The 24,287-nt window shown below is 31.9% G+C and carries 26 protein-coding genes and 1 pseudogene; 20 read left to right on the forward strand and 7 right to left on the reverse strand.

Annotation, left to right across the window (positions count from 1 at the left end; translation table 11 throughout):
* Window positions 1-334: 334 nt before the first annotated feature.
* From B7R67_RS15015 to B7R67_RS15025, 3 genes are read right to left on the reverse strand one after another with little or no spacing between them, the layout of a single operon-like run.
* Entirely contained in the window at window positions 335-868 is a 534-nt protein-coding gene (locus B7R67_RS15015; RefSeq protein WP_088071794.1) for a permease, read from the reverse strand.
* Window positions 865-1,347, reverse strand: coding sequence for a hypothetical protein (locus tag B7R67_RS15020; RefSeq protein ID WP_088071796.1), 483 nt, complete (start codon window positions 1,345-1,347; stop codon window positions 865-867). Before B7R67_RS15020 ends, B7R67_RS15015 begins: the two co-directional genes overlap by 4 nt.
* The gene (locus B7R67_RS15025) at window positions 1,340-1,681 is read right to left on the reverse strand and encodes a PadR family transcriptional regulator (protein ID WP_088071798.1); all 342 of its coding nucleotides are present in this window, start codon (window positions 1,679-1,681) and stop codon (window positions 1,340-1,342) included. Before B7R67_RS15025 ends, B7R67_RS15020 begins: the two co-directional genes overlap by 8 nt.
* Window positions 1,682-2,427: 746 nt before the next feature.
* On the opposite strand from B7R67_RS15025, the pseudogene B7R67_RS15030 reads away from it, so the two are divergent.
* Window positions 2,428-2,796: pseudogene (locus B7R67_RS15030) on the forward strand (N-acetyltransferase family protein); the annotation flags it as partial.
* 550 nt (window positions 2,797-3,346) lie between these two features.
* On the opposite strand, the gene B7R67_RS15040 reads toward B7R67_RS15030, so the two are convergent.
* On the reverse strand, window positions 3,347-4,792 hold the full coding sequence (locus tag B7R67_RS15040; protein WP_235822178.1) for a flavin monoamine oxidase family protein: 1,446 nt from the start codon (window positions 4,790-4,792) through the stop codon (window positions 3,347-3,349).
* A gap of 324 nt (window positions 4,793-5,116) precedes the next feature.
* Here B7R67_RS15040 and B7R67_RS15045 point away from each other — a divergent pair, with 324 nt between their 5' ends.
* From B7R67_RS15045 to B7R67_RS15065, 5 genes are all read left to right on the forward strand, one after another.
* A complete protein-coding gene (locus B7R67_RS15045) occupies window positions 5,117-5,905 on the forward strand; it encodes a putative protein N(5)-glutamine methyltransferase (protein WP_328587378.1) in 789 nt (262 codons plus the stop codon).
* A 306-nt stretch (window positions 5,906-6,211) separates the two neighbouring features.
* Complete coding sequence (locus B7R67_RS15050) at window positions 6,212-6,634, forward strand: DUF7878 domain-containing protein (protein WP_088071802.1); 423 nt, start codon at window positions 6,212-6,214, stop codon at window positions 6,632-6,634.
* A 491-nt stretch (window positions 6,635-7,125) separates the two neighbouring features.
* Complete coding sequence (locus B7R67_RS15055) at window positions 7,126-8,190, forward strand: DmpA family aminopeptidase (RefSeq protein ID WP_088071804.1); 1,065 nt, start codon at window positions 7,126-7,128, stop codon at window positions 8,188-8,190.
* Between the two features lie 128 nt (window positions 8,191-8,318).
* Complete coding sequence (locus B7R67_RS15060; protein WP_088071806.1) at window positions 8,319-8,579, forward strand: hypothetical protein; 261 nt, start codon at window positions 8,319-8,321, stop codon at window positions 8,577-8,579.
* A 133-nt stretch (window positions 8,580-8,712) separates the two neighbouring features.
* A complete protein-coding gene (locus tag B7R67_RS15065; RefSeq protein ID WP_088071808.1) occupies window positions 8,713-9,201 on the forward strand; it encodes a cysteine hydrolase family protein in 489 nt (162 codons plus the stop codon).
* A gap of 195 nt (window positions 9,202-9,396) precedes the next feature.
* On the opposite strand, the gene B7R67_RS22205 is transcribed toward B7R67_RS15065, so the two are convergent.
* Window positions 9,397-9,540 (reverse strand): hypothetical protein, encoded by a 144-nt coding sequence (locus tag B7R67_RS22205; RefSeq protein WP_158095124.1) that lies wholly within the window; start codon window positions 9,538-9,540, stop codon window positions 9,397-9,399.
* 246 nt (window positions 9,541-9,786) lie between these two features.
* Here B7R67_RS22205 and B7R67_RS15070 point away from each other — a divergent pair, with 246 nt between their 5' ends.
* Both B7R67_RS15070 and B7R67_RS15075 read left to right on the forward strand, forming a co-directional pair.
* Complete coding sequence (locus B7R67_RS15070; protein ID WP_088071810.1) at window positions 9,787-10,734, forward strand: S8 family peptidase; 948 nt, start codon at window positions 9,787-9,789, stop codon at window positions 10,732-10,734.
* Between the two features lie 152 nt (window positions 10,735-10,886).
* Entirely contained in the window at window positions 10,887-11,966 is a 1,080-nt protein-coding gene (locus B7R67_RS15075) for an NAD(P)H-dependent flavin oxidoreductase (RefSeq protein ID WP_088071812.1), read from the forward strand.
* 788 nt (window positions 11,967-12,754) lie between these two features.
* On the opposite strand, the gene B7R67_RS15080 is transcribed toward B7R67_RS15075, so the two are convergent.
* On the reverse strand, window positions 12,755-13,381 hold the full coding sequence (locus B7R67_RS15080; protein ID WP_088071813.1) for an RraA family protein: 627 nt from the start codon (window positions 13,379-13,381) through the stop codon (window positions 12,755-12,757).
* 315 nt (window positions 13,382-13,696) lie between these two features.
* Between B7R67_RS15080 and B7R67_RS15085 the strand changes: the two genes are divergently transcribed.
* Window positions 13,697-14,308: a hypothetical protein gene (locus B7R67_RS15085; RefSeq protein WP_088071814.1), complete on the forward strand. Its 612-nt coding sequence runs from the start codon at window positions 13,697-13,699 to the stop codon at window positions 14,306-14,308.
* A gap of 67 nt (window positions 14,309-14,375) precedes the next feature.
* Here B7R67_RS15085 and B7R67_RS15090 read toward each other — a convergent pair whose 3' ends face one another.
* Entirely contained in the window at window positions 14,376-14,561 is a 186-nt protein-coding gene (locus tag B7R67_RS15090; protein ID WP_088071815.1) for a hypothetical protein, read from the reverse strand.
* A 451-nt stretch (window positions 14,562-15,012) separates the two neighbouring features.
* On the opposite strand from B7R67_RS15090, the gene B7R67_RS15095 reads away from it, so the two are divergent.
* From B7R67_RS15095 to B7R67_RS15145, 11 genes are all read left to right on the forward strand, one after another.
* Window positions 15,013-15,321, forward strand: a complete 309-nt coding sequence (locus B7R67_RS15095; protein ID WP_088071816.1) for a hypothetical protein — start codon at window positions 15,013-15,015, stop codon at window positions 15,319-15,321.
* 674 nt (window positions 15,322-15,995) lie between these two features.
* Window positions 15,996-17,186, forward strand: a complete 1,191-nt coding sequence (locus B7R67_RS15100; protein ID WP_088071817.1) for a MalY/PatB family protein — start codon at window positions 15,996-15,998, stop codon at window positions 17,184-17,186.
* A gap of 54 nt (window positions 17,187-17,240) precedes the next feature.
* Window positions 17,241-17,678 carry a VOC family protein gene (locus B7R67_RS15105; RefSeq protein WP_088071818.1) on the forward strand — a complete coding sequence of 146 codons (438 nt, stop codon included), beginning with the start codon at window positions 17,241-17,243 and terminating at the stop codon, window positions 17,676-17,678.
* Window positions 17,679-17,834: 156 nt separating this feature from the next.
* Window positions 17,835-18,407, forward strand: coding sequence for a P-loop NTPase family protein (locus B7R67_RS15110; protein ID WP_235822179.1), 573 nt, complete (start codon window positions 17,835-17,837; stop codon window positions 18,405-18,407).
* On the forward strand, window positions 18,388-19,260 hold the full coding sequence (locus tag B7R67_RS15115; RefSeq protein WP_088071819.1) for an aminoglycoside phosphotransferase family protein: 873 nt from the start codon (window positions 18,388-18,390) through the stop codon (window positions 19,258-19,260). The genes B7R67_RS15110 and B7R67_RS15115 overlap by 20 nt, the downstream gene beginning before the upstream one ends.
* 256 nt (window positions 19,261-19,516) lie before the next feature.
* Window positions 19,517-20,494, forward strand: a complete 978-nt coding sequence (locus tag B7R67_RS15120; RefSeq protein ID WP_088071820.1) for a VanW family protein — start codon at window positions 19,517-19,519, stop codon at window positions 20,492-20,494.
* 476 nt (window positions 20,495-20,970) lie between these two features.
* Complete coding sequence (locus B7R67_RS15125; protein ID WP_088071821.1) at window positions 20,971-22,239, forward strand: MFS transporter; 1,269 nt, start codon at window positions 20,971-20,973, stop codon at window positions 22,237-22,239.
* Window positions 22,193-22,813 carry a TetR/AcrR family transcriptional regulator gene (locus tag B7R67_RS15130; protein WP_088071822.1) on the forward strand — a complete coding sequence of 207 codons (621 nt, stop codon included), beginning with the start codon at window positions 22,193-22,195 and terminating at the stop codon, window positions 22,811-22,813. The genes B7R67_RS15125 and B7R67_RS15130 overlap by 47 nt, the downstream gene beginning before the upstream one ends.
* A 142-nt stretch (window positions 22,814-22,955) precedes the next feature.
* The gene (locus tag B7R67_RS15135) at window positions 22,956-23,351 is read left to right on the forward strand and encodes a VOC family protein (RefSeq protein ID WP_088071823.1); all 396 of its coding nucleotides are present in this window, start codon (window positions 22,956-22,958) and stop codon (window positions 23,349-23,351) included.
* A gap of 95 nt (window positions 23,352-23,446) precedes the next feature.
* Complete coding sequence (locus B7R67_RS15140; protein WP_088071824.1) at window positions 23,447-23,659, forward strand: hypothetical protein; 213 nt, start codon at window positions 23,447-23,449, stop codon at window positions 23,657-23,659.
* Between the two features lie 90 nt (window positions 23,660-23,749).
* Window positions 23,750-24,262 (forward strand): hypothetical protein, encoded by a 513-nt coding sequence (locus tag B7R67_RS15145; RefSeq protein ID WP_088071825.1) that lies wholly within the window; start codon window positions 23,750-23,752, stop codon window positions 24,260-24,262.
* Window positions 24,263-24,287 lie beyond the last annotated feature (25 nt).

Raw genomic sequence — 24,287 nt, forward strand, 5'->3', positions numbered from 1 at the left:
AGCCTTTCCGCATTTCCCATAGGAGTCGAGCATCCTTTCGTTCTAATCAACTCATTCATCAAAATAAGTATTCATTAAGAAACTTTTAGAATTCTTTTTTCTAAAAATACGTATTTAATATTTTAACTAATGAAAAAAATGCTCAAAACAGATTAACATTTCTATCATTTCTATTCATAAATAGATGATCAAAAATACTAAGTTTATTTTCAAAAATGTTCACTTAATGACCTTTTTTCATATTGACCGATATATATTTCAACACTCTGAAGCCATTTCATCATAGAAAAGGCATTATAAGTTATATTATTTTGAACCATTGGATCTTTTACAGTTAAATTGATATATCTCTATCAATATCATTTTTTAACATTTGTCTTTGATCATAAAACTTCTCAAATACTATACCTAATAAATAATAAAATGCTAGACCGAAACAAATGTGAATTAGAGTAAATTTAAATCCAAATGAATTCATTTCATAAACAGCCGTTGGTAATTTTGCAGTTGTCCAAACACCTAAAAAGAATACAACATAACGAATACCGGCTCCTTTTTTTAAAAAAAGGATAGCCATAGGAAATGCCACATATAGTGGTCCAGCGGCAATTACTCCTAATAATAATGCGAAAACTATCCCATAGATGCCTGATTTTTTTCCCATATATTTAATAAGAGTATCTTTCTCCACCCATGCATCGAGTAAACCGACAAAAATTAGGACAGGGGGTAGTAAAAAAAGCATATTCAAAATACTGTTTCCTGTTAATTGGAATGCTTTCCATCCAAGTGAATGATTTAGAAATGTAAGGGCAAGCAACCCAGAGAATAAAATAAAAAAGAAACGATATTTTTTTAATTCTTTCATACAAACACCACCCAAATAATATATGCAAATAAAAGTGACATTACGATACCAGCAGCATTGCGTGTATAGGCAAAAGTTCGACCAAATAGTTTTTGTTCCATAGGTAATGTTACGATTCCTACTGACATCATAGTAGACATTAGCGCAGCTACTTGTGGCAGGCCAGCCCCATTTTGAACTAATGTATCTCCTAAAGGAAAGACAATAAAGCTAGGAATAAGCACGACAGAACCTAGTAATGCAGAATACACAATTCCCATAAAACCAGATTTTTCACCAATGATTGATGATATTAAGGAAGGTGTAAGAATAGAAAGTGATATTCCTAAAAATAGCATGATTGATAAAATAGAGGGCAAAAGATTACGAAACATCTTTAATGAATTGAAAAGAGCATCTTTTGTTTTATTTCGATCTTTCATAAAAGAAATACATGTCAGAATTATAGCGAGAGAATATAGTATCACACCATTAATCATGATTAGTCTCCTTCCAACCTTCATATTTGTTTATAAAAAATGTCAAATTTCTAAGTTTCTCTACAATATCTTTTTGAAATTCTTCAAGTTTTCTTTTACCATCTTCCGTAATCTTATACATCTTTACAGGCTTATCTTGTAAAGAGGTATCTAAATATGACTCAACTGCACCGTCTTTCTCTAATTGTTTTAAAGTTCGATATAAAATGGCACTATCAATTGGATTTGAGGGAAGTTCATCCTCACATCTCTGCAAAAGTTTACCTCCGTAGCTATCACCTTCAGCTAAAAAAAGTAATAAAAAAGCTCCTGTATGTCGACCTGTATGTTTCATAAAATCCCCCTGAATTTACGTTTTATTAGAAATTAAAAACTACTGTTAATGACATTATACTGTTAATAACAGTATAATGTTACTAACAGTTTATATTAGTTATTATGTGAATTCAACTATAAAAAAAATACAAAATTCTTCCGTAATGTCAGAAGGGGGATCTGGCTACTATTTATTTTTTAAAAATAGGCTCTGTTAAAAATGAATGTTGATGATTTCCGTTCCAGGATGCTCGCTTTCCATGGGGCGTGAGCTTAGCCTCCTCGGCAAGCCTGCGGGGTCTCACCCTTCCCGCTACTCCCATAGGAGTCTCCCACCTTCCACTCCATTCAATGTCTTTAAATTGTATAAAATCTTTCTCAAAAATGTGTTTTGTAAAATATCAACAATTAACATTAACAGAGCCTAAAAATAAATTGGGAAGGACTAAATAAAATTTTGTAGAAGTTAACAAATTATAATTCCTAAATGGAAAATAGTGTAAATAATTAACAAAATTAGTTATAGCATTAATTGATTTGTGAAAGTAGGGAAGTATTTTATGTTTATAAGTTCTTTCTTTGGTCTGCTGGTAATAAATAATTACGAAAAAAAAGAAGTCCGTGAATTACAATTTTGCTAAATGTATATATGGCAGAATTAAAAAGAAGTGTTGCAGAAAATAATTATTTAAAGAATTAATTAGAGGCAAAAAGGGGTGTTGATTGGCGATGATAATTGAGAATGGTGGAATTGTGGTTCGTACTGGAAGAATTGAAGATGAAAATGAAACAATAATGATTGCTGAAAAAGATACCGAGGTTGTAGGTTGGATTGTATTTGAAGTAAACCAGAACAGAAAACGTCTATCACATACAGGTTCATTTGGAATGATGATTAAAAAAAGCTACAGAGAAATGGGAATTGGAAAAATGCTATTAAAAGCTTTATTAGAATGGGCTGAAAATAATCCGTTAATTGAAAAAGTAAGTTTAGGAGTTTTCTCTACAAATCATAGAGCAATCGCATTATATAAAAGAATGGGGTTCATCGAGGAAGGGCGTAAAATGAATGAATTTAAATTTAATGAGAATGAATATGTTGACGATATTCTAATGTATAAACTAGTTAAGTAGTAACGTAATTGCCTTTATATAGGAAGTAATTAAGCTTTACTAATCTAACTTACTAATCATCTACTATGGGCATTTTGCCTCTGTAACCACATTTGGGACATTCGACGATTCGTTCGTTTAAGAAACCAGTTTTGAATGCTAATATAAATTTTAATTTTGATAATTTAAAGCGACTTGCACAATTCGGGCATACAAAATGGGTAGTTTTTGTTCTTATATCAGAATATTTATAAACAAAAATAAATGCTATTAAGAGGATTAAAAGTGATTGAATAAATCCTACAATCAGATTTTCTTGTATCATTTTACATTCACTCTTCCTTTTAAGTTGATTTATAGATCGCTTTTATCGGAATGAAAATAAAAAATAGTTTAATGCAACCAATCAAATAAAAATAAATAACTATTTTTTATTGATCGATCATAAAGATTTGCTGATAAGCAAAAGAAGTATTATGCTCTCATTGTAATGGAATCGGGATTAAAAAGAAGAGGAATTAAAATGAAAAATTGTGAAACTTTTTTTTGTAGATAAAGTTATTATACGAAATTATGATTGCAGGTTATTAACCTCGTTGGCAACCCGAATGCCTGATTCAATAGCACCTTGTATCCAAGCATGATAGTTAGATGTATGTTCACCAGCAAAATGAATTCTTCCTTCAGGAGAGTTTATAAATGGGCTGAGTTCTGCCTCTTGACCGGGCTCAAAGAATGAAAAAGCTCCACATGAATAGGGATTTTGACTCCAACTAAAAGACGTTCCGGTCATGAATTCAGAATAGACTTGATTTCCCCATATTTTCGACATGTTTTGTAACCCATAATAAATTCGATCTTCATTTGTCAAACTACTCAGTGTAAGTGCTTCGTCAGCCCAAGTATAACTTGCATTTACTACTGCTGGTCCAATCGAACCAATTCCAATGCTTGGGTAAATTGTTTGGCGGATCGGTAAATCAGTTGTCGTCTTACCACCCATTTGACCTGCTCTCTCCCAAAATCTACTTTTAAATTCAATGCCAATCTTAGTAGCAGACAAGTAATTGATTTCTCGAATTGCTTTTCGTTTGTTGTATGAAATTGAATGAAAAGGCTCGATCTCCACAAATCTTAAGAGTGAAAACGGTATCGTAATGATGGCTAAGTCTGCGTTAAATATAGCATACTCATTCGTCTTATTATGAAGAGTTTGGATTGTTACACTATTATTGTTTTGTATAATTTTCAACAGTTTTTGATTCAACAAAATATTATCCTTTAACAGTGGTAGAAACGCTTTTGGTAATAAATCCATCCCACCAGTTATCTCATAAAATTTTTTTGCTGTAGTGAAAGTAATTTGTTCTTTTAAGACCTCGATAAAGGACATTCCCATAAATGCTTCAAAATCAAGTAATACACCAATCATATCGATAGCTCCGGTTGTAAAGTGTAAATTTAAAAAGTCAGCAAAGGAGACATTTTTATATTTTTTTTCTATTAAAAACCAATTTCTAGTTGGATCTTGGTTGTAAAAGTCTATAATGGGCTGCATAGCTAAATTCAACAACTCTTCAGAAGATATGCCTTGTTCGGTTGCCGCAACTGGATAATTTAAAATACTAGGAAATTTTTCATAATAATTAACAGTTGTTTTAATGCCATTAGCATAAATGATATCTCTAGGTGTACTATTTATAAATTCATTTAAAGGCAGATTGAATTTTTTAATATATTCTAATGTTAAAGAATGAATTTCTGGAATTCTTAACGGACCAGCGTTTAAATATAGCCCATTACTAAAAGGTGATCGAATAGTATATGCGCGTCCTCCTATTCGGTCGTTTGCTTCGATGATTAGAACTTGATGCCCTGCATCTTTTAATAATGAAGCAGCTGTCAATCCTGACATTCCAGCACCTACGATGATTATTTTCTTGGAGGTCTGAGTTTTTCTAATCCCATTTCTGATGATGGAAACCATTTGTTCAGTTGATAATGGGTTATTTAGCATTTTTTTACTCCTTTACATATCATTCATTCCATTGTATTCATTTTAAAAGATACGTATGAGTTAAGGTTTAATGAAAGAAGAGAGAGACTTCGTGAACCTTTCGAATTAGAAAAACTGAAATTTAAAACTGTTACTTTATTATCTAGATTCATTTAGAAGGAGATTTTTGGAAAAAAATAGAAATCAATATTGGGAAACTCAAATTTTTTAATGGTAACTTTCTTTAAATAATGACTTAGTAAAAGAGAATGTTCATTTATGTTTAGGATTAAGGAGAAAGGAAAAGATTGTAAAAGTGAATAATGATAGATTAATAGGAAATGGGTGGGATATATAAATAAACAGGGAACAATTAAAAGTATAATTCAAAGACTTAAAATGGCAGGTTGTGTTTTTGCTGAAGAAGAGGCGCAACTACTTATTTCTGAGGCAGAGACTTTAGATGAATTATTTAAGATGGTCGACAAAAGAGTTTTGGGACTTCCTATCGAACATATCCTAGGTTGGGCTGATTTCTGCGGAATTAGAATAGATATAGCGACGGGCGTATTTGTCCCCCGTCGTCGCACTGAGTTTTTAGTAGAAAAGGCAGCTGATTGTATTTTTCAAGGAGGTATAGTAGTTGACCTTTGCTGTGGTTCGGGAGCGATAGGAGTCGCGATTGCAAAAGCAGTAGGTTGCATTAATTTATATGCAACAGATATCGATCCAATTGCAGTGCAGTGTGCCCAACGCAATATTTTAAAAATTAACGGTCAAGTTTATGAAGGTGACTTATATAACCCTTTGCCAGTTAAAATACGTAGACGGGTTGACATGATTGTAGCTAATGCCCCTTACGTACCAACTGAATCAATAAAATTTCTTCCTCAAGATTTTCGTAATCATGAATCAAGAATTGCACTTGATGGAGGAGATGATGGGTTAAGTATTCAACGCAGAGTTGTAAGCGAATCATCAGTTTGGTTAGCTCAAGGTGGTCATATTTTAGTTGAGACAAGTAAACTGCAGGCTCATAGAACGATCGAAATCTTTACACAAAATGGATTTTCTACTAGATTAGAATATAATGCTGAATTGGACGCTTATATTGTTATAGGGGAAAAAGCTTAAATCAATAACATAAAATATTCAGATTCATTATGGATTAAGAAATATTTTCTTCTTTCTATCAATGTTTATGTAGCGAGTTTGCGTTTTGCAGCTCGTTTTTTATTTTAGCTAATTTACTTTAATGAATGAATTCAATCAAGAAATTGTTGGGAAAGATTAAAATTGGAAATAATAAGTTTAAAACTAGATGGGATTTTAAGTAAAGGCTCTATTATTATATCTTCCGTTGATCCTGCTCAAAAGAAAATGAGCATCCTCTAACATCAACATTCTTTTTTAACAGAGCCTATGTAAAAGGAGATTTTTATGAAAATAAAGTTCATGTTTATTTTAAATACTGAGGCATTAAAAGAACCGGTTTATACTGCAGATACAGAATCACTTATAGAAGGAACCTTAAATATTTATTTAAATGAAAATTTATTTTTTCATGATCCGAACATTAATCTTGTAGAATTTAGAAACCAATTGAATGAGTGGCTTACAAAAATAAAAAATGGATTAAGAGAAAATATGAATTATGAATCAATTACACGTAATGAAGACATTATTAACTTTTTATATAAAGAAGATGAAAGCTGGGGGATTCATTCAATTTGGCAAAATTTTGAATCGAATGTGTATATCGCTACTGATCCACTAGTGGAATCTGTACAAGCCTTTATAAGTGAATTAAATAATGAACTGAATGAAACTAACTTCGATAAATCGGATAAGTTTTTTCAGTGATAATCAAATAGTTTAAAATGGGAGCATAAAATGCCAAATAGTATGCTACATAAATTAGCAATTTTAAAATTAACTATTTTGTAGTGAAGAAAAGAAAGTGTACTTAAGATTTTTTTAAAAAAATTTCACATATAGCCAGTGTCTTTATTACCATTATATTTAAAGATACTGGCTATATTTAATTTAATCGTATGATTCAATAAGATTGATAAACAAGTGTAAAAATTACCATTTTTTAAATGGGCAATTGTAACAATCATTAGATAATTTAATGAAATGTTCCTATGAAAAAAAGAATAATTTGTCTTTGTCTAAGTAAAGGTCTAATGAATACTTCAGTTTGATGTTCAGTTTTATACCCCATTATTTTCTTCAAAAATAATTATCGGTACAAATCGGGAAAATTCTAATTTGTCTGATAAAATAATATGTGAGATTAAAAGAACAAACTTTATCAACTAGTAGGAAACTTGTAAAAAAGGAGATTAAAAATGTCTAAGCAAAAAAGAATAAGAGATTACGGCGTTAAAATCGGGAAATTGGAAACTGGTCACTACAATTCGATCACTGATGTTGACGGCGTCACTGTTGGTCATGTCACTATTTCTGATAAAGATATGCATACAGGTGTGACAGCTATTCTGCCCCACCAAGGCAATCTATTCAAAGAGAAGCTAATTGCTTCAAGTCATGTCATTAATGGTTTTGGAAAGACAATGGGAACAATACAGATAAATGAATTAGGGACAATAGAAACTCCAATTTTATTAACGAATACATTAAGTATCGGTACCGCTGCTGATGCATTAATTGAATATATGCTAGAACAAAATTTAGAAATTGGTAGAACGACTGGTACTGTTAATCCAATCATATGTGAGTGTAATGATATGTTTTTGAATGATGTACGAGCTAGAATTATAACAAAAGAACATGTTTTTGAAGCTTTAAAGAATACTAGTTCATTCGTAACAGAAGGTACTGTAGGTGCAGGAACTGGTATGCTTTGTTATTCATTAAAAGGTGGAATAGGTACTGCATCCAGGTTAATGAAGATGGATCATGGAATTTATACAATGGGTGTGCTAGTGTTATCTAACTTTGGAATTTTGAGTGATTTAAAAGTAAATGGTAAAGCTGTCGGTGCAGAATTGAGAGATGCTATTTTACAAGAGCGTGAAGAACAGGATAAAGGTTCAATTATTATTATTGTTGGAACAGACCTACCTGTATCTGAAAGACAATTAAATCGTATTATTAAAAGAGCGATTACAGGTTTATCACGTACTGGTTCAATTATTACAACTGGTAGTGGTGAAGTAGTAATTGGTTTTTCAACAGCAACAAAAATACCACACGACAAAACTTCTCACTGTTTAACTGTTCCTATGATTCATGAGGAAGATATAGATTTAGCATTTAGAGCGATTGGTGAAGCTACAGAAGAGGCAGTTTTAAATTCATTAATAACCGCCACTCATGTTGTAGGAAGAGACGGAAATGAAAGGCCTGCTTTTAAGGATTTATTAGAAAAATTCAATCTTAAATTATCTTAAAAAATTAGGAAAAAACTCCTAATTTTCTTTACAAATTTGATAACTATCCTTCTATTCGTTCTAATCTAGTAAATGTATTCATAGAATACTGAATATTATAGGACAAGCTTAAATTTAGGAGGTTAGTTATGAAAAAAATAGCGTTAATTGTAAGTATATTCGTAATCTTTTTGAGTCATAATTATATTTTTTCAAATTCTCATGATGGGAAAGTGGATAAAAAAGAAACTAATTTAATAGAAAAACATGTTGAAAATCGATTCGATAAAAATGGTAGGATCGTCAAACTTCCTTTACCAAAAGTAGAGATTGGAAAATATAATATAAAAAAATTACCAACTAACAAAAATAAAGTAGAGGTAGAAAAGTTAAATGTTACTAGAAGTTAACAGCGGTCACTTCAGGTTGCTTGAATAATATAAAAAAGGGAAACCAATGTTTAAATAGAAAAAGATAATATTTAGACAAAAAAGTTTAATTATATTTTTGGATTGATTAACTATAAGTACATTGGAGGTAACAATGAAATCTGCGTTTTTAATTATTGATATGCAAAAAAATTTATTACAAGATCAGGAAGAAGTAATGAACGTTGAAAGTGCATGTGAATATATAAATCATGTTGCTGATTTATTTCGTGCAAAAAATCATTTAGTTATACATGTTCAAGACATGGAAGGAGCAAATGAGGATAATTCCGAATCCTATTCGATTATTCCTGAAATTAATGTATTAGAACAAGATCTTTGTATAACAAAAGAACACTCTAATGCATTCTGGGATACTAAATTAGAACAAATTTTGCATGAAAACGGTGTGAATTTAATCGTAATTGCTGGGTTTGCAGCAGAACATTGTGTACTATTTACATATAATGGGGCAAATGAAAGAGGATTTAATGCTGTTATACTACAACATGGGATTTTAAGTACAAAGAGTGATGTAATAACCCAAACTTATCGTGATCGGAATATTGTTTCGTATAAGGTTATCCCATATCTGTCCGAATAGTAGAGTTATAGCAAGTGGTATCTATTTTTTATACATTGAGAAAGTATAAATGGCATAAATGGCAGTGTTGTAGAAAACTCGACATAGTCTGTCTTCACCTAAAAGCTCGCCAATTGGCGAGCTTTGTTTATAAAAATACATTCATGTTATGAGAAAAAAATAAAAAGCCTTCTTAATTAAGAAGGCAATAATTGTCTATTGAATACGAATTAGTTCATAAATATCGGCATCAAATCGTACTCTAGTATGCTTCGACTCTAGACGGACAATTTCATCTATTTCTTCTTTTGTCTCCCCTAACCACCATCTTTTAAATTCAGAAAATATTATCGTAAGCATTTTGTTTCCCCCTAGTTTGAATAATGCCTTATCTCAATTAGATTATATCTATCGTTTTTTAAGCTCGGGTTAATCTGATGTAAAAGATGATGTTCTTTTGAAAATTAAATGTTAAATAATGTAAGTAAAAAAATATTGAAAAAAATTTGATTTAATTTAGAGGGAATAGATGGATAAATATAGAATTAAAAAATAACCTCAAAGAATAATCCTTACTGTATATATCCCAAAAAGGAGATGGTATGCATGTCCAAGTTTAGATTAATTCCTTACAAGTTAGAAGAAGTTAAAGGTCGTACAAAGGAAGTACCACCTGGAGTTCGTTTAATCGAGGCTAAGTCTATTTGGGAAAAAGGGTTTCAAGGGGAGGATGTAGTTGTAGCAGTTATTGATACTGGCTGCCAAACTGATCATCCTGATTTACAAGAACGAATTATTGGTGGGTATAATTTTACGGAAGATTACGGAGGAGATCCAAACGTATTTTTAGATAATAATGGTCATGGGACTCACGTATGTGGAACAATCGGTGCTTCAAAAGATGGACAAGGTGTAGTTGGTGTAGCTCCAAAAGTGAAACTATTAGTACTAAAAGTGCTAAGTGGTGCAGGAGAAGGCAGTATTGAATCGATTACTCAAGCAATAGAATATGCGATTAATTGGAAGGGCGCTAATGGAGAAACTGTCAGAGTGATTTCGATGTCATTAGGTGGACCAGAAGATGACCAAACATTGCATAAAGTAATACAAAGTGCAGTTGAAAACAATATTGTAGTAGTTTGTGCTGCTGGAAATGAGGGTGACGGAAATGGCTCAACGAGTGAATATAGTTATCCAGGTGCTTATAATGAAGTCGTTGAAGTTGGCTCTGTAAATCTTCATAAACGTTTATCCCGATTTAGTAATACGAACAATACGATTGATTTAGTAGCTCCAGGTGAGAAAATACTTTCAACGTATCCAACAAATCAATATGCAGTACTTTCAGGTACATCCATGGCAACACCACATGTATCTGGAGCAATTGCTTTATTAATTCAACAATATGAAACCGAAAATAAAAAGAAAATTTCTGAATCAGAGCTATATGAATTACTGATTAATCATACTGTTTCACTAGGATACAGTACGCAAGAAGAAGGGCATGGCTTATTACAACTTGGAGTGAATGTTCCTGCAAAATCAAGTATGTAAATAAAAGAAAAAGAAGTCCCGAAAATGTTTAAGAATTTCGGGACTTCTTTTTTGTATTGAATAGGAGATTAAAAGAAATATGAAATGCGAAATGGTAGAATAAAAGAAAGATGGAAATGATCATTTATAATTAATTGGACTGAGGTGAAACCATGTTTCAAAATGAAATTACGAAACGACTAAACATAAAATATCCAATTATTCAAGCTCCAATGGCTGGGGGGATTACAACATCTAGTTTGGTAGCAGAAGTCTCGAACAGTGGTGGTTTAGGTATGATCGGCGCTGGCTATATGACACCATCCCAAACACGTGAGCAAATTAGAAAGATTAAAATGTTAACTAGTAAACAATTTGGGGTTAATTTATTTGTTCCAAATGATTTTACAGTTACGGATGAAGAAATTAATATTGCAAATAAACAATTGGAGTTTATAAGTAAGCAATTAAATTTACAGCATCATAATAAAATAGATGTACCTAAGCCAAGTGACCTAATTGAAACATTTAATGAATTAATTAAAGTTGTAATAGAAGAGAGAGTTTCAGTTTGTTCGTTTACATTTGGTTTACCTACACAAGAAATAATTCATAAATTAAAGCTTCATAATATTATTTTAATTGGAACAGCAACAACTGTTGAAGAAGCAATTGAAAATGAGAAAAAAGGAATGGATATGGTTGTCGTTCAAGGTAGTGAAGCAGGTGGACATCGCGGCAATTTTTTAAATGATCATGAAAGTAGTTTAATAGGGTTAATGTCATTAATACCACAAGTGGTAGATCATATTAACATTCCGGTAATATCCGCAGGAGGAATTATGGACGGTAGAGGACTAATGGCTTCATTATGCTTAGGTGCCCAGGCTGTTCAAATGGGTACTGCTTTCTTAACCTGTATAGAAAGTGGAGCTCACGCAGTACATAAAGAAGCAATTCTTAATGCTACCGAAAATCAGTTGGTTTTGACTCGTTCTTTTTCTGGAAAATGGGCAAGGGGAATTGAAAATAAATTTATTTTAGACATGGATTCTTACGAAGAGTCAGTACCTACTTTTCCAGTTCAAAATACTTTAACACAATCGATTAGAAAAGCTTCTTCATTACAAAACAATAAAGATTTTATGTCTCTTTGGTCAGGTCAAAGTCCAAGATTAGCTAAACATCAAACAGTAAAAAACTTAATGGATGAAATAATAGATGGAGCAAAAATAATTATTGGTGATTTATAAAACAGAATAAAATAATTTTATTAAAATTTTAAATACTAATTTTTAGAAAAAAGAATTCGAACTGATTAATATTTAAATAGTTTCTTATGTTTACTTATATTGATGAATGAGTTGATTGGAACGAAAGGATGATCGACTCCTATGGGAAATTCGGAAAGACAGATACCCCGTAGGCTTGCCGAGGAGGCGCATGTTTCGCTCCATGGAAAGCGAGAATCCTGTAGTGTGGAAAGGAACATCACTCAACTTCCTTTATATGTCAACAATCTGAACACCCTTAATGGGCTGTTAACAATATGGAAGAGGAGCTAAATCTCCCTTCCTTTTTTTGAGATTTAAGTAATAATTTTAAGTTTGATGGGGTATAAATATTGCCCAAAACATATTAACATTTATATTCATTAGAAGAACACCAAAAATACTAACTTTATCATCAATAGTGATCACTCACTTAATAACTTATTTCATATTGGCCGTTATCTATTCAACAATTTGAAAAGAAGGTTCTTAAAACAAAGAACCTTCTAGTGTGTAGACAAAGTCCTATTTATCTGATTTTCAGACTGATTGAAAACGCTTGTCTTTCGAGGCACGAAACCTGGTGAGGAGCGGAGTTACCTTAGACGGTAATGAGCACGTAGGCAGGCGAAGTAACGAAGAAAGCGAGCGTTTGTCAACAGTCTGGAAGGTACTTAAAACAAAGAACCTTCTTCTTTTAATTTGAAACCAAAGTATCATCAAGTAAAATTCTAAAAGTTTATACAAGCTTACATTTAAACAATAACAAGTTACTTTGTTGATTTCGAAAGCAGGTCGTCGATATAAGCCTTGATGGCCTCTGCATTCCCCGAAACCTGTTGTTCTCTTTCTTCATCTTTTTTCAATTTTAGTAAAGCCTTTTCTAAAATTTCTTGTGCGTCTGATTGAGGAATTACGACTACACCATCGGCATCTCCAACAATAATATCACCTGGATTAACTGAGGTCCCACCGGAAGAAATCGGGATATTAATTTCTCCTAAACCAATTTTGCTACTAGCAGCTACAGCTGATCCTCTAGAGAAAACAGGGAAATTTAAATTCTTCGTTCCAACTATATCACGTATAACGCCATCGACTACGATCGCAGTAACACCTAGAGTTTGTGCCATTCCAATAATAAAGTCTCCTGCTATTGCTCGATATTGGTCTCCTTTTACGTCAATCACTATTACATCACCAAGCTTAGCTTCCCTAATTGCTTTTAAAACAGCTAAATTATCACCAACTGGAATTTTAACTGTAAGAGCTCGCCCTACAAACTTATATTCTTCTTTTAGAGGTTTAATTGAAGGGTCCATATTATTCAATCCATCCATCACATCAGATATACAAGTTGTTGGAATCCGTTTAAATTGCTCAATTATCGTTAACATAGCGTATCTCCTTTTTTGTTTAGCTTTTTAAGAAGATTATATAAATAATTTCCATAAGTGAGAATTTTAAAAAAGTTATTGAACATCATAAGGAAAAATTATTAAATGGATAGATAGGCTATTTTAGATGAATATAGAATAATTATAGTAATACAGATTTAGACTGGAATAATTAAATCTTTATGCTCTTAATCTAATTTCAGCCTGTGGTCAGATTCATACAAGAATAAATATGGAATGTAACATGATTGACTTCATTATTTAATATATAGTTTCAGCCTTGTATAGTAACATTTAATTAAGGAGTTGAGGTGCTTGAAAAATAAAACGAAATATGTCTATATAACACATAAAGTTAAATTAGAGTCCACTGAAAAATTGGAAAAGCTCTCCCAACTAACAGGGAAAACAAATGCAGAAATCTTAGAAGAGTTAATAGAAGAGATGTATGATCTCAATTTTAATCGTACTCAAGTTGTAAATGATATGATGGACGAGAATACATATGAAAATATAAATGAACAGATAATAGATCAGGAAATAATTGATGCGGAAGAAAGATGGAAGAATTCCAAGCAAGGTATAAATGATTTTAGTCAAAGAATGGAAGATTGGAAAAAAGAGCAAAAAAGGAAAAATGCTGAGAAAGCGAAAGAATATAAAAAGAAAATTGTCGACTGGGCTAGAGTTTGGGAAGATTATCTAAGGAATTACTCAACTTCAATCAAGAAAAATAAAACACATCATTTTAAATACTTCGATCCAAATGATAGTGAAGAAGTATGGAAGAAGCAAATGAGGCAATATACAAAGCAATGGCACCCGGATTACGCACCGAATAATGGTAATTCCCAGAAATTTGGTGAGATGAAAGCTGAATATGATATATTAAGAGGTAAAATCCCTACAGAGGAATATAGTTTATAAAAGAGGAAAAGAGAGAAGTGGAACTAAATAGTTTCACTTCTCTCTTATTTTATTCAGCTAGAAAGTTTTAATCTTCTTTTGCACTATCCTCAGCGATTACTCGTAGTTCTTGATAAAAAAGATCGTGATTGCATTCAGGATTTTCTGGTTGTTTGTATTTGTCTACTATTTCAAGTAGTTCACCTGTATCGCCTTTTGCATTAATAATTTCTAATAGCTGATTCATATCATCTGTATATTCATCTTCTTTCATTTTGGAACCTCCATTCATTTTTGATGTTTAATATTATTTGCATGATGGATGAAAAAAATAGATAAATAATAAAAAATTTACTAATCAATTTTTGCTTCTTTAACTAAAAACCAATTAGAGCAGGAAGAGAAGGAAGAGCAGGAAGAGCAGGAAAGGCAGGGAAAGAAGGGGGAAACATATTGAAAGGAATACTACTGAAAGGAAATTAATAAATTTCACTAATGTCTTTTAATCTCTTTTCCTTTCTCTTTGATCCTGCCGTTCCTTGTTCCTGCTCTTTAGGGCATCCTAGAACGGAAATCATCAACATTCTTTTTTAACTGAGCCAAAAACTAAAAATAGTACTTAGTAAAATTTGAAAAAGTAAAGAGGGAATTTTAACTAAAAAAAGAGAAATAGCAAAATAGTCGGTAAAATTTAATGAAAGTATCTTGATGTATGAGGTGTTGAAATGAGACAAACAAAGTGGTCAGAAATAGTAATAATGTTTTGTCCTATAGTAATTCTTCCAATCATTCTATTTTTTGTTTTACATAGTACTCCTGTGCTGGCACTAAGAACACATTTATTTTTTAATGGCCATCCAGTATTAGCAGTTACGACGAAAATAACTGATGACCGTGAGCATAATCGATTGGACAAAGAGTATTTAAAAAAAGAAAAAGCAAAGTGTTATACTTTAACAAAGGCACCAAAAGAAAAAATAACTGACTCTTATTTAACGAACTATATTGTTTATAAAAGAAGAATTTTTATCTAGCTGAATATTATGGAAATGCATAAAAAAAGGTATTATTACATTATGAACTAACTTATTGATGAGAAAGTATGGGAAATGTAAAGATAACCTTAAAAAGTATTTATTTTCGACTTATGTTAAAAGATTTAACGAAATTCATAGATTAAATTTAAATGAATCTTAGAATAATCTTGTTGAAAAAAAGAAGATACTATAGACCTTTTAGCAACAAGTACTTCTCAAGCATATTATATTAAACATAAATTTAGAAGCTTTTATGGTTTTAGAAAAACGATTGAAGAGTGGAATTAAAGATATGATATTGACTAATGAGTTGCATAAAAAAAGCTCGTTTTTATTAATTGGCTCTGTTAATGTTAATTGTTGATATTTTACAAAAGACCTTATCGAAAAAGATTTATTGAATTAATAGTAAAGAGTATTTAAAGATATTGATTGGAGTGGAAGGTGGGAGACTCCTATGGGAGTAGCGGGAAGGGTGAGACCCCGCAGCTTGCCGAGGAGGCTCAGCTCACGCCCCATGGAAAGCGAGCGTCCTGGAACGGAAATCAATCTTCTTTCTTAATTTATATAATGCTTGACTAGGATATAATGATTGATTACAGAAATACTATTTGATAACTATAAACTGAAACTAAAAAATGATTAATCGATGAAATGGACGTGGAATAAGAATGAAACTAAACTTTAACTTTAATGAAGATTTTAATAGAAAAGAAACAAATAGTATAAAATGGGATTCGATTGAAAAAGTGTTTGGCTGTACTGATGTATTACCATTATGGATTGCAGATATGGATTTAGCTTGTGCACCAGCGATTGTTAAAGCGATTAACAATAGAGCACAACATCCTATTTATGGATACGGATATATTCCTGAAGAATTTTATTTATCAGCTATAAATTGGGCTAGTAAAAGGTACAATACATTGATTCGTCGTAATTGGTTAACAACTGTTCCAGGTGTAGTACCTGCATTAAATTTAGCTATTAATGCATTTTCGAAACCAGGTGATGAGATCATCATTCAACCACCTGTATACTTTCCTTTTTTTAGCACTATAAAAAACAATGGTAGAGTAATCATAGAAAATCCATTACTTGAAAAAGATGGGTTTTATTATATGGATTTACATGATTTAAAAAATAAAATTACAAGTAAAACAAAAATGCTTATTTTATGTTCTCCTGCCAATCCAGTAGGTAGAGTTTGGTCAAGAGAAGAATTAGAGGCTTTATTTGAAATTTGTAATAAGAATAAAATAATTGTGGTTTCAGATGAAATTCATTCAGATTTAGTTTATGAAAAAGGGAAGCATATTCCTTTTTATTCTTTAAATAATGATGCAGCAAATATGAGTATAACATTTATGTCACCTAGTAAAACTTTTAATATAGCTGGTTTATTTTCATCATTAGCTATTATCCCAAATGAGGATTTATTTACTGAATTTACACATGCAATTTTACGTTCAAGTTTAGAGAACTTAAATTTATTTGGTATTGAGGCAGTAATTGCTGCATATAACGAGGGCGAAGAATGGTTAGATGAGTTATTGGTCTATTTAAAGGAAAATGCAGAATTCATTCATCATTACTTAGAAACCAAAATACCTGATGTAAAAATGAGAATAACAGAAGCGACTTACTTAGGCTGGCTTGACTTTAGAGGTTTAGGTTTAAGTGGTGATCAATTAACTGAATTTCTAATAAAAGAAGCAAAACTAGGGTTAAATGAAGGACGTGGTTTTGGGGTTCAAGGCGATGGGTTTATGCGACTAAATTTTGCAACTACAAGAAAAACACTTGAAGAAGCGATGATGCGTCTTGAGAAAGCTGTCAAATCTTTTAAGTTATCGGAATGATTATCTGTTTTACTAAAAATGTAATGAAAATAATGCAAAAGGAGTCTTTGGAAAATGAAAATAACACCATGTATTGTAATGAGCGGAAATGCATTAGAAGCTATTCATTTTTATGAAAAAGAGTTGGAAGCTAATGTCCTAACGATACAAACATACGGAGAGATGCCGATTCCTTGTCCTGAGGCATTAAAGGAAAAAGTAGCTAATGCTGTATTAAGAATAGGTGAAAGTGAGTTATTATTATTCGATGCGCCAAGTCAGGCTGTCACAAAAAGTGAAAAGGAACATTCTTTTCCTAATCATTTAAATAAAGAGGCAGTAGTGACAATGCATCTTACAATTGAAAACGTAGATAAAACGAAAAAGCTGTTTCATTCTTTACAAGATGGTGGACAGATCATAGCACCATTAGAAGCGGTTCCATTTAGTCCAGCTTTTGGAACCGTAGTAGACAAGTTTGGCGTTACATTCATTTTGATGACTAAATTATAAAAGTGTAAAAAAGATCGTTTAATATGGAAGCAATTTATGCGTCAAAAAATAATTTAATATTCTAATAGAAAATAAAACTTAGAATGACCGAATTAATAAAAGGATACCTATTTTCTATTGTGAAAATAAATTAGAGAAATAGAGCGGTGATGTTTTATGGGAGATTGTTTACCTTGTAAAATACATATCATTGGTTCAGTTGGCAGCGGAAAAACTACATTAGCAAAAGCACTATCTACAAATTTAATGATTCCATTTTATGAATTAGATAATGTTGTTTGGAATAGAACTGAGCTAGGAGATATTAGGAGATCTGAGCAAGAAAGAGACGAGTATTTAAAGAAAATAGTTGATTCACAAAAATGGATTATTGAGGGTGTTCATTTTGGATGGGTTTCAAACAGTTTTTTGAATGCCGATTTGATTGTTTTATTAGATACAAAGTATTCAAAAAGGATTTATAGGATAATAAAAAGGTTTATTTTTCAAAAAATTGGCATAGAAAAATCAAACTATAAACCTACTTTTAAGATCTTTCGAAAAATGTTTAGTTGGAATGCATTATACGAGAATGAAACAAAAACTGAAATATTAAATGAGTTAAGTGAATTTAAGGAAAAATTGATTATATTAGAAGATAGCAATGATTTATCAAAAATCTTAGGAAATCAAAGTCTAAATAGATTACAAACTAGCAACGGGTGGAAGAATGAAAAATATTACGTCTGAAATCGTTAAAGAGCTAATAAAAGAGCAGTTTCCAAGTTGGTCTGATTTAGAAATAAAGCCTGTTCGAGTAAGTGGTAATGATAATAGGACCTTTCATTTAGGTAATTATATGAGTGTCAGGTTACCGAATGCTGAATGCTATGTTCCACAAGTAGAAAAAGAACATCGCTGGTTACCTTTTTTAGCAAAAAATCTAAGTTTACCAATATCAAAACCATTAGCAAAAGGTAAAGCTAATCAATCTTATCCATACCCTTGGACAATTAATGAATGGATCGATGGCGATTCTTTACGAAACGATAATCTAAATGATGTTAGCCAATTTGCGCGGGACTTAGCAAAGTTTTTAACAGAATTACAATCTATTAATGCTGAAGGTGGTCCAAAAGCTGGTGAGCATAATTTTTTTAGAGGTGGAAATTTAGTTGTATATGATCGAGAAACTAAGGATTCGATTGAAAATACAAAAGATTTCTTCAAAGACAAGTTACTGTTAGAAATTTGGCAATTAGCTTTAAGCTCAAGTTGGAGTTCAGACCCAGTCTGGGTTCACGGTGATATTGCGCCTGGGAATTTACTCGTAAAAGATGGAAAGCTTTGTGCTGTAATCGATTTTGGAATACTAGGAGTAGGTGACCCTGCTTGTGATGCAGCTATAGCATGGACTTATTTTGATGAACAAAGTAGAAATGAATTTAAGAATGCGCTTAATTTCGATGAGGGTACGTGGAATAGAGCAAGAGGATGGGCGTTATGGAAAGCATTAATTACTTTTAATGAAAATAAAGATAAAGTATCATACCAAATTATTATGAAAATTACTGGAGAATTTATTAAAAATAAACAGAAATAAAACTTAGTGTTGCTGAAATAGCAGCTCTTTTTTTTTGATTCTGTATATGATGTAGCGGGAAGGGTGAGGATCCAGGAGGGTGCGAGAAGGCTCAGCTCACGTCCTACGGAAAGAGGGCATGTTGTAACGGAAATCAACTTACTTTTTTTGAACTTCATTTTGTTTTTAAACATAAAATTTACTTTGTTAACTAATAAGGAAAAAACATGAAAATAATCATTCTTGTTCATAATAAAGTTGGGAGGTAATCCGACTTATGATACAAAAATTATTAGTAAGTTTTTTATTATTTACCCAATCTGTTGATCTTCCTAATAGTTTAACAATTACTCAACAAGGCCAACCAATAGCAGTTGTTAATCGTACTGACTTTTCTATGCCATTTCCGGGTATACCAGTGATTAACAATAATAAGTATAATCAATTTATTGAAAAGCTAGAACAACAAATCTATCGAGAGCCAGTTAATGCAACCATCAATGAGCAAGGCAGAATTGTAGGAGGCAAAGTAGGCTACAAGCTTTATCGAAAAGAATTTAAGAATCTATTCAATCAATATTTTTTTGGTAGTGGTTCTTCTACTATTGAGGTTCCAGAGTTAGCTATTTACCCAAAAGTTGATAGTGAATTACTTGCTCATATTCGGATCCAACAAATTGGACAATATGTAACCTATTTTAATTCAAGCAATAAAAGTCGCGCTCATAACATCTCACTTGCTGCAAAAGCAATTGATAATTATGTAGTTTTTCCGAATGAAATTTTTTCATTTAATAAAGTTGTCGGAATGCGAAGTGGCGAAAAAGGATACAAACGTGCTCCAATTATAGTAAGAGGTGAATTGTCTGAAGGTGTTGGTGGAGGAATCTGTCAGGTGTCATCAACTTTGTTTAATGCTGTCGACCGTGCAGGGTTGAAAATTGTTGAAAGATATTCCCATAGTAGACGCGTATCTTATGTCCCGGCTGGACGTGATGCTACAGTAAGCTGGTATGGACCTGATTTTCGTTTTCAAAATAAATATAATCAACCGATTTTAATTCGAGCAAAGCAATATGGTGGAAGTATGATTGTGACACTGCATTCTTCTGATGTAATCAATTATGAAGTAAGAAATGTTCCGATTGCACCTACTCGTTTGCCTGAAGAAATCAATACGGAACAGGATCGACGTTATTCGAATCCATCTAGAAAGGGGAAACAATTGCCTCCCCCAATATCGGTTGGAGATTAAGAATGGTTGAAGAAATGTTTACTAGCTGTAATTTTTACAGCACTCAGACTGCCTGCCAAACGCTCGCTTTCTTTGTTGCTTCGCCCGCCTGCGGTGCTCATTACCGTTTAAGGGTAACTCCTCTCCTCACCAGGCTTCGCGCCTCGAAAGACAAACGTTTTCAATCAGTCTGAAAATCAGATAAATAAGACTTTGTCTACACACTGCGAGCTGTAATTTTTACAGCTCGTTTTTTATTTTGAAAAAGATAATCCAACGATATTCATAAAATATTCTTGAGAAAGAACCTATCAAAATAAAAAAATATACTTTTAATTAGTTTTTTGAATAAATTTAAACGAAGATAAGTGCTTATAAACAATTGAATGAGAATGTTCAGAAAAAAATAAAAAAAAGAATTGAATAACGACACGAGTGTCGTTATAATGAAATAAAAACGACATTAATGTCGTTTTTAAAAGGGGATGGGAGCTAATATGAAAGGACTAGTGAGTAATAAAGGTTTTTTAACGCTAATGACAGCACAAGCAATTTCAAGTCTTGGTGATTGGTTGAGTATTGTAGCAATCATTACACTCGTTGGGTTAAAATGGAACGCTTCACCAATTGAGGTATCATTTATTATTTTATGTTTAGCGATTCCAATGGCCTTATTAGGTCCTGTAGCAGGTACTTTTGCAGATCGTTTTAATAGAAAAACTTTAATGATACTTTCTGACATAGTGCGAGCTGGATTATTTATTGTTCTTGCTTTAGCAAATACTTTGTGGATGGTTTATATTTGTTTGTTTACGATTGGTTTGTTTTCAGCAATTTTTATTCCTGCTAAAAATGGGAAGTTAAAAGAAATAGTTGATAATTCTGAAATGAAGAGTGCGATGTCATTAACATCGATGATCGATTCAACTACAAAAGTATTAGGACCAATTTTAAGTGGAATTTTAGTTTCGGCAGCTGGTACAACTCCTGTATTTTACATTAACTCGTTATCTTTTATATTCTCTGCTATATTAATCTTCTTTTTACCAAAAGTAATGAAGCAAGTAAAAGAAGAGAAACAGGAAACTGAATCGAAGTCTTCATTTAAAGCCGAGTTTATAGAAGGCTTTAGATTTATAAAATCAAATACACAAATGTTAATAGGTCTATTATTTTTAGGGTTTAGTTTACTAATTTTACAATTATCTGATTCGCAAATAATTGTTTTACTCAGAGAACTTACAAAAGCATCACCTGGTTTATTTGGATACTTAGTTACTGGATCTGGAGTAGGGATGTTTTTTTCTGGTTTACTTTTAGCAAAGAAAACAGACTACCGTCCATATCCATTAATGTTAATTGGTGTTTGTGGAGTTGGACTGGGCTTTGGTATGATAGGGATATTAACTTATTTAGATTTAGGATATTCAATTATTTGGGCACCATCGTTAGGTTTAATTGCGGGATTCGCAGCAGGTCTAATTTTTGTTCCTTTTCAAGCGTCAGTTCAAGTTGAAACGCCTGTTCATTTAACTGGGCGAGTATTTGGCGTCATTAGTAGTGTAACGACAATCGCAACAATTATTGGACCATTATTAGGAGGGTGGCTTTCTACCTTAATCGGTGTCATACCAACTTTTATCATAACGGCATCACTTTTAGTATTTGTTTCAATAATCGGGATTTTAACGAAAAACAAAATAGAGCGGGGGAAGAAAGATGTCTCCGAAAGTCAGCAAGGAGCACCAACAGCAACGTCGAACTAAAATAGTAGATGCTGCAAAACAAGTATTTATCGAAAATGGATATGAACGAACTACAATGAAGCATGTCATGGATGCATCAAAAGTAAGTAGAGGTGGATTATATCAGTATTTCGCAAATAAAGAGGAATTATTTGAAGCGATTTTATCTGAATCTTTATCTAAAACAGTAGAAGAAACACGAGGGTTACTAAATGAAAAAGTAGATTCTTATTGGGATTTAATTTTACTAAGATTGTTTGGGAAAAGTAAACAACCAAATGATTTTATGGACCCTTTAGCACCAAGCATTTTAGAGTTTTTTATTACGAGTAGAAATGATATTCGTAGAAGAAGTTATGGTAAGGAACGTTATGAATTAGGAATTAAAATTTTCTCAGAAATAATTGAAGCAGGGCAAAAAAACAAAGAATTTGGAAGTAAATATGAGAGTGAAATTCTAGCCCGCATGATTGTTGCATTTGCTGATGGTCTTGCACTAGACAGTGCGATCCTTCCGATAGAAGAGTTAAAAATGAAAGAGCAATCCATTATTTTTATTAATTTATTAAAAACGGCACTTGAACTAAAAAAATAGAAATAAAATGTCTTGTCGAACTTTTTAAGATGTAGCCGCTTTAAGCGTAAAATCCATATTATATTTTCGGTAAGTAGAGGTGAAACGAATAATAAGTGGTATGAATAGATAAAACATTTATAAGTGAAGGGTTGCTGATCTAATGTCTGAGAAAATTAAAGCCAAAATTGAAAGTTCCTTAACTGTATTACTAGTTTCTGATTTTGAAAGTTCAAAAAAGTATTATGAAGAATGTTTAGGGTGTGAGGTAAACGAATACTGGGCAATTAGAGATGATTTTCGATTAGGATTTAAGTTAATTCAAGCTAATAATAAAGAAGATGTACGACCAAATAATGGGACTTGGAATACTTATGCTTATGTAAATAATAATGAAGAACTTGATCTATTATACAAAGAATTAAAAACAAATGGTGCGATTATCGTTTCAGAGCCTAAATTATCTGAATTTGATTGGGGCGTTTGGAAGGAATTTTCTGTTCGAGATTTAGATGGATATGTGATTGGTTTCGGTTCAGGACATAAATTCGATCAGTAAATACAAAGTAGTAATATATTGATACAAATTGAATATAGCGTCTAAATTCATTAAACACGGCTATACTAGTCTTGAGACGAATAGGAGTGAATTGGATGAATTTTCGAACAAAAGAACAAATCTTGATGGAGCAACCATCAATCGAACGAAAAATCGAGTACAGAGGGAATAAATTTAAGCTAGTTAATACTGTTCATGATCTTTCGAAAGGTGGATTTGAAGACCTCACTTGTTACACCTATCGAAATGAATCAGAAGAAGAGCTCTTACTTTATGTTAGTAAAGGTAAAATTGTACTTGTTGAATAGGTATTTTTTAAACTGTCTGATATACAGACAGTTTTTGTTTGCGATTAAAGCTTTCAATAGTTGAAAAAGAAAAAAGGAGGATTATTTTACGTGAAAAAAATCAGTGCTTTCAGCTTAGTTTTATTCATACTATTTGTATCTGCATGTTCCAATCGCAATAATGCGGTGGATACATTAAAAAAAGAATATCCTAAATCAGTAAAAGTGGTAGCAGATCAACTTCCCAAAAATGTGCAAAAAGAGTTAATAGTTCCTGAAAAATTACCTTTTAAAGAAAAGAATGTTTCGTTGGATGTACAAAAAAATAAAAATGGAGAAGTTGATCAAACTGTGTTTATTTACGAAAATGAAGTAGGGGTAATTATGTATGTGGAGACTGCTTACAATAAGAAAACAACTTTTTCAAGAGAAATTCAAAAATTAAAAACGACAAAATTAGACGACGGAACAAAAGTTATAATTGAAGCTGATACGGATGATACAAAAATAATTCGCTGGAAGAAAGATGAGCTTAATCATTCAATTTCTTTACTTGATTCATCTGAAACCGGAAATTATTCGATTAAAGATTTAGTTAGAAGTGCAAATTCTATGAGCAAATAAAGCTTTTGTTTTTCGCCGACTTTTA

Source organism: Gottfriedia luciferensis, from assembly GCF_002156865.1.
Lineage (GTDB): Bacteria > Bacillota > Bacilli > Bacillales > Bacillaceae_G > Gottfriedia > Gottfriedia luciferensis.

What these genes read in the sequence shown, in the direction of transcription:
- B7R67_RS22205 (WP_158095124.1), bottom strand. Translation starts at nt 9,540, where the DNA reads ATGCTTACGATAATATTTTCTGAATTTAAAAGATGGTGGTTAGGGGAG.
- B7R67_RS15110 (WP_235822179.1), top strand. Translation starts at nt 17,835, where the DNA reads ATGGGAGATTGTTTACCTTGTAAAATACATATCATTGGTTCAGTTGGC.
- B7R67_RS15060 (WP_088071806.1), top strand. Translation starts at nt 8,319, where the DNA reads ATGAAAAAAATAGCGTTAATTGTAAGTATATTCGTAATCTTTTTGAGT.
- B7R67_RS15090 (WP_088071815.1), bottom strand. Translation starts at nt 14,561, where the DNA reads ATGAAAGAAGATGAATATACAGATGATATGAATCAGCTATTAGAAATT.
- B7R67_RS15125 (WP_088071821.1), top strand. Translation starts at nt 20,971, where the DNA reads ATGAAAGGACTAGTGAGTAATAAAGGTTTTTTAACGCTAATGACAGCA.
- B7R67_RS15025 (WP_088071798.1), bottom strand. Translation starts at nt 1,681, where the DNA reads ATGAAACATACAGGTCGACATACAGGAGCTTTTTTATTACTTTTTTTA.
- B7R67_RS15050 (WP_088071802.1), top strand. Translation starts at nt 6,212, where the DNA reads ATGAAAATAAAGTTCATGTTTATTTTAAATACTGAGGCATTAAAAGAA.
- B7R67_RS15055 (WP_088071804.1), top strand. Translation starts at nt 7,126, where the DNA reads ATGTCTAAGCAAAAAAGAATAAGAGATTACGGCGTTAAAATCGGGAAA.
- B7R67_RS15140 (WP_088071824.1), top strand. Translation starts at nt 23,447, where the DNA reads ATGAATTTTCGAACAAAAGAACAAATCTTGATGGAGCAACCATCAATC.
- B7R67_RS15095 (WP_088071816.1), top strand. Translation starts at nt 15,013, where the DNA reads ATGAGACAAACAAAGTGGTCAGAAATAGTAATAATGTTTTGTCCTATA.
- B7R67_RS15130 (WP_088071822.1), top strand. Translation starts at nt 22,193, where the DNA reads ATGTCTCCGAAAGTCAGCAAGGAGCACCAACAGCAACGTCGAACTAAA.
- B7R67_RS15135 (WP_088071823.1), top strand. Translation starts at nt 22,956, where the DNA reads ATGTCTGAGAAAATTAAAGCCAAAATTGAAAGTTCCTTAACTGTATTA.
- B7R67_RS15115 (WP_088071819.1), top strand. Translation starts at nt 18,388, where the DNA reads ATGAAAAATATTACGTCTGAAATCGTTAAAGAGCTAATAAAAGAGCAG.
- B7R67_RS15040 (WP_235822178.1), bottom strand. Translation starts at nt 4,792, where the DNA reads ATGCTAAATAACCCATTATCAACTGAACAAATGGTTTCCATCATCAGA.
- B7R67_RS15065 (WP_088071808.1), top strand. Translation starts at nt 8,713, where the DNA reads ATGAAATCTGCGTTTTTAATTATTGATATGCAAAAAAATTTATTACAA.
- B7R67_RS15105 (WP_088071818.1), top strand. Translation starts at nt 17,241, where the DNA reads ATGAAAATAACACCATGTATTGTAATGAGCGGAAATGCATTAGAAGCT.
- B7R67_RS15075 (WP_088071812.1), top strand. Translation starts at nt 10,887, where the DNA reads ATGTTTCAAAATGAAATTACGAAACGACTAAACATAAAATATCCAATT.
- B7R67_RS15070 (WP_088071810.1), top strand. Translation starts at nt 9,787, where the DNA reads ATGTCCAAGTTTAGATTAATTCCTTACAAGTTAGAAGAAGTTAAAGGT.
- B7R67_RS15080 (WP_088071813.1), bottom strand. Translation starts at nt 13,381, where the DNA reads ATGTTAACGATAATTGAGCAATTTAAACGGATTCCAACAACTTGTATA.
- B7R67_RS15020 (WP_088071796.1), bottom strand. Translation starts at nt 1,347, where the DNA reads ATGATTAATGGTGTGATACTATATTCTCTCGCTATAATTCTGACATGT.
- B7R67_RS15015 (WP_088071794.1), bottom strand. Translation starts at nt 868, where the DNA reads ATGAAAGAATTAAAAAAATATCGTTTCTTTTTTATTTTATTCTCTGGG.
- B7R67_RS15100 (WP_088071817.1), top strand. Translation starts at nt 15,996, where the DNA reads ATGAAACTAAACTTTAACTTTAATGAAGATTTTAATAGAAAAGAAACA.
- B7R67_RS15120 (WP_088071820.1), top strand. Translation starts at nt 19,517, where the DNA reads ATGATACAAAAATTATTAGTAAGTTTTTTATTATTTACCCAATCTGTT.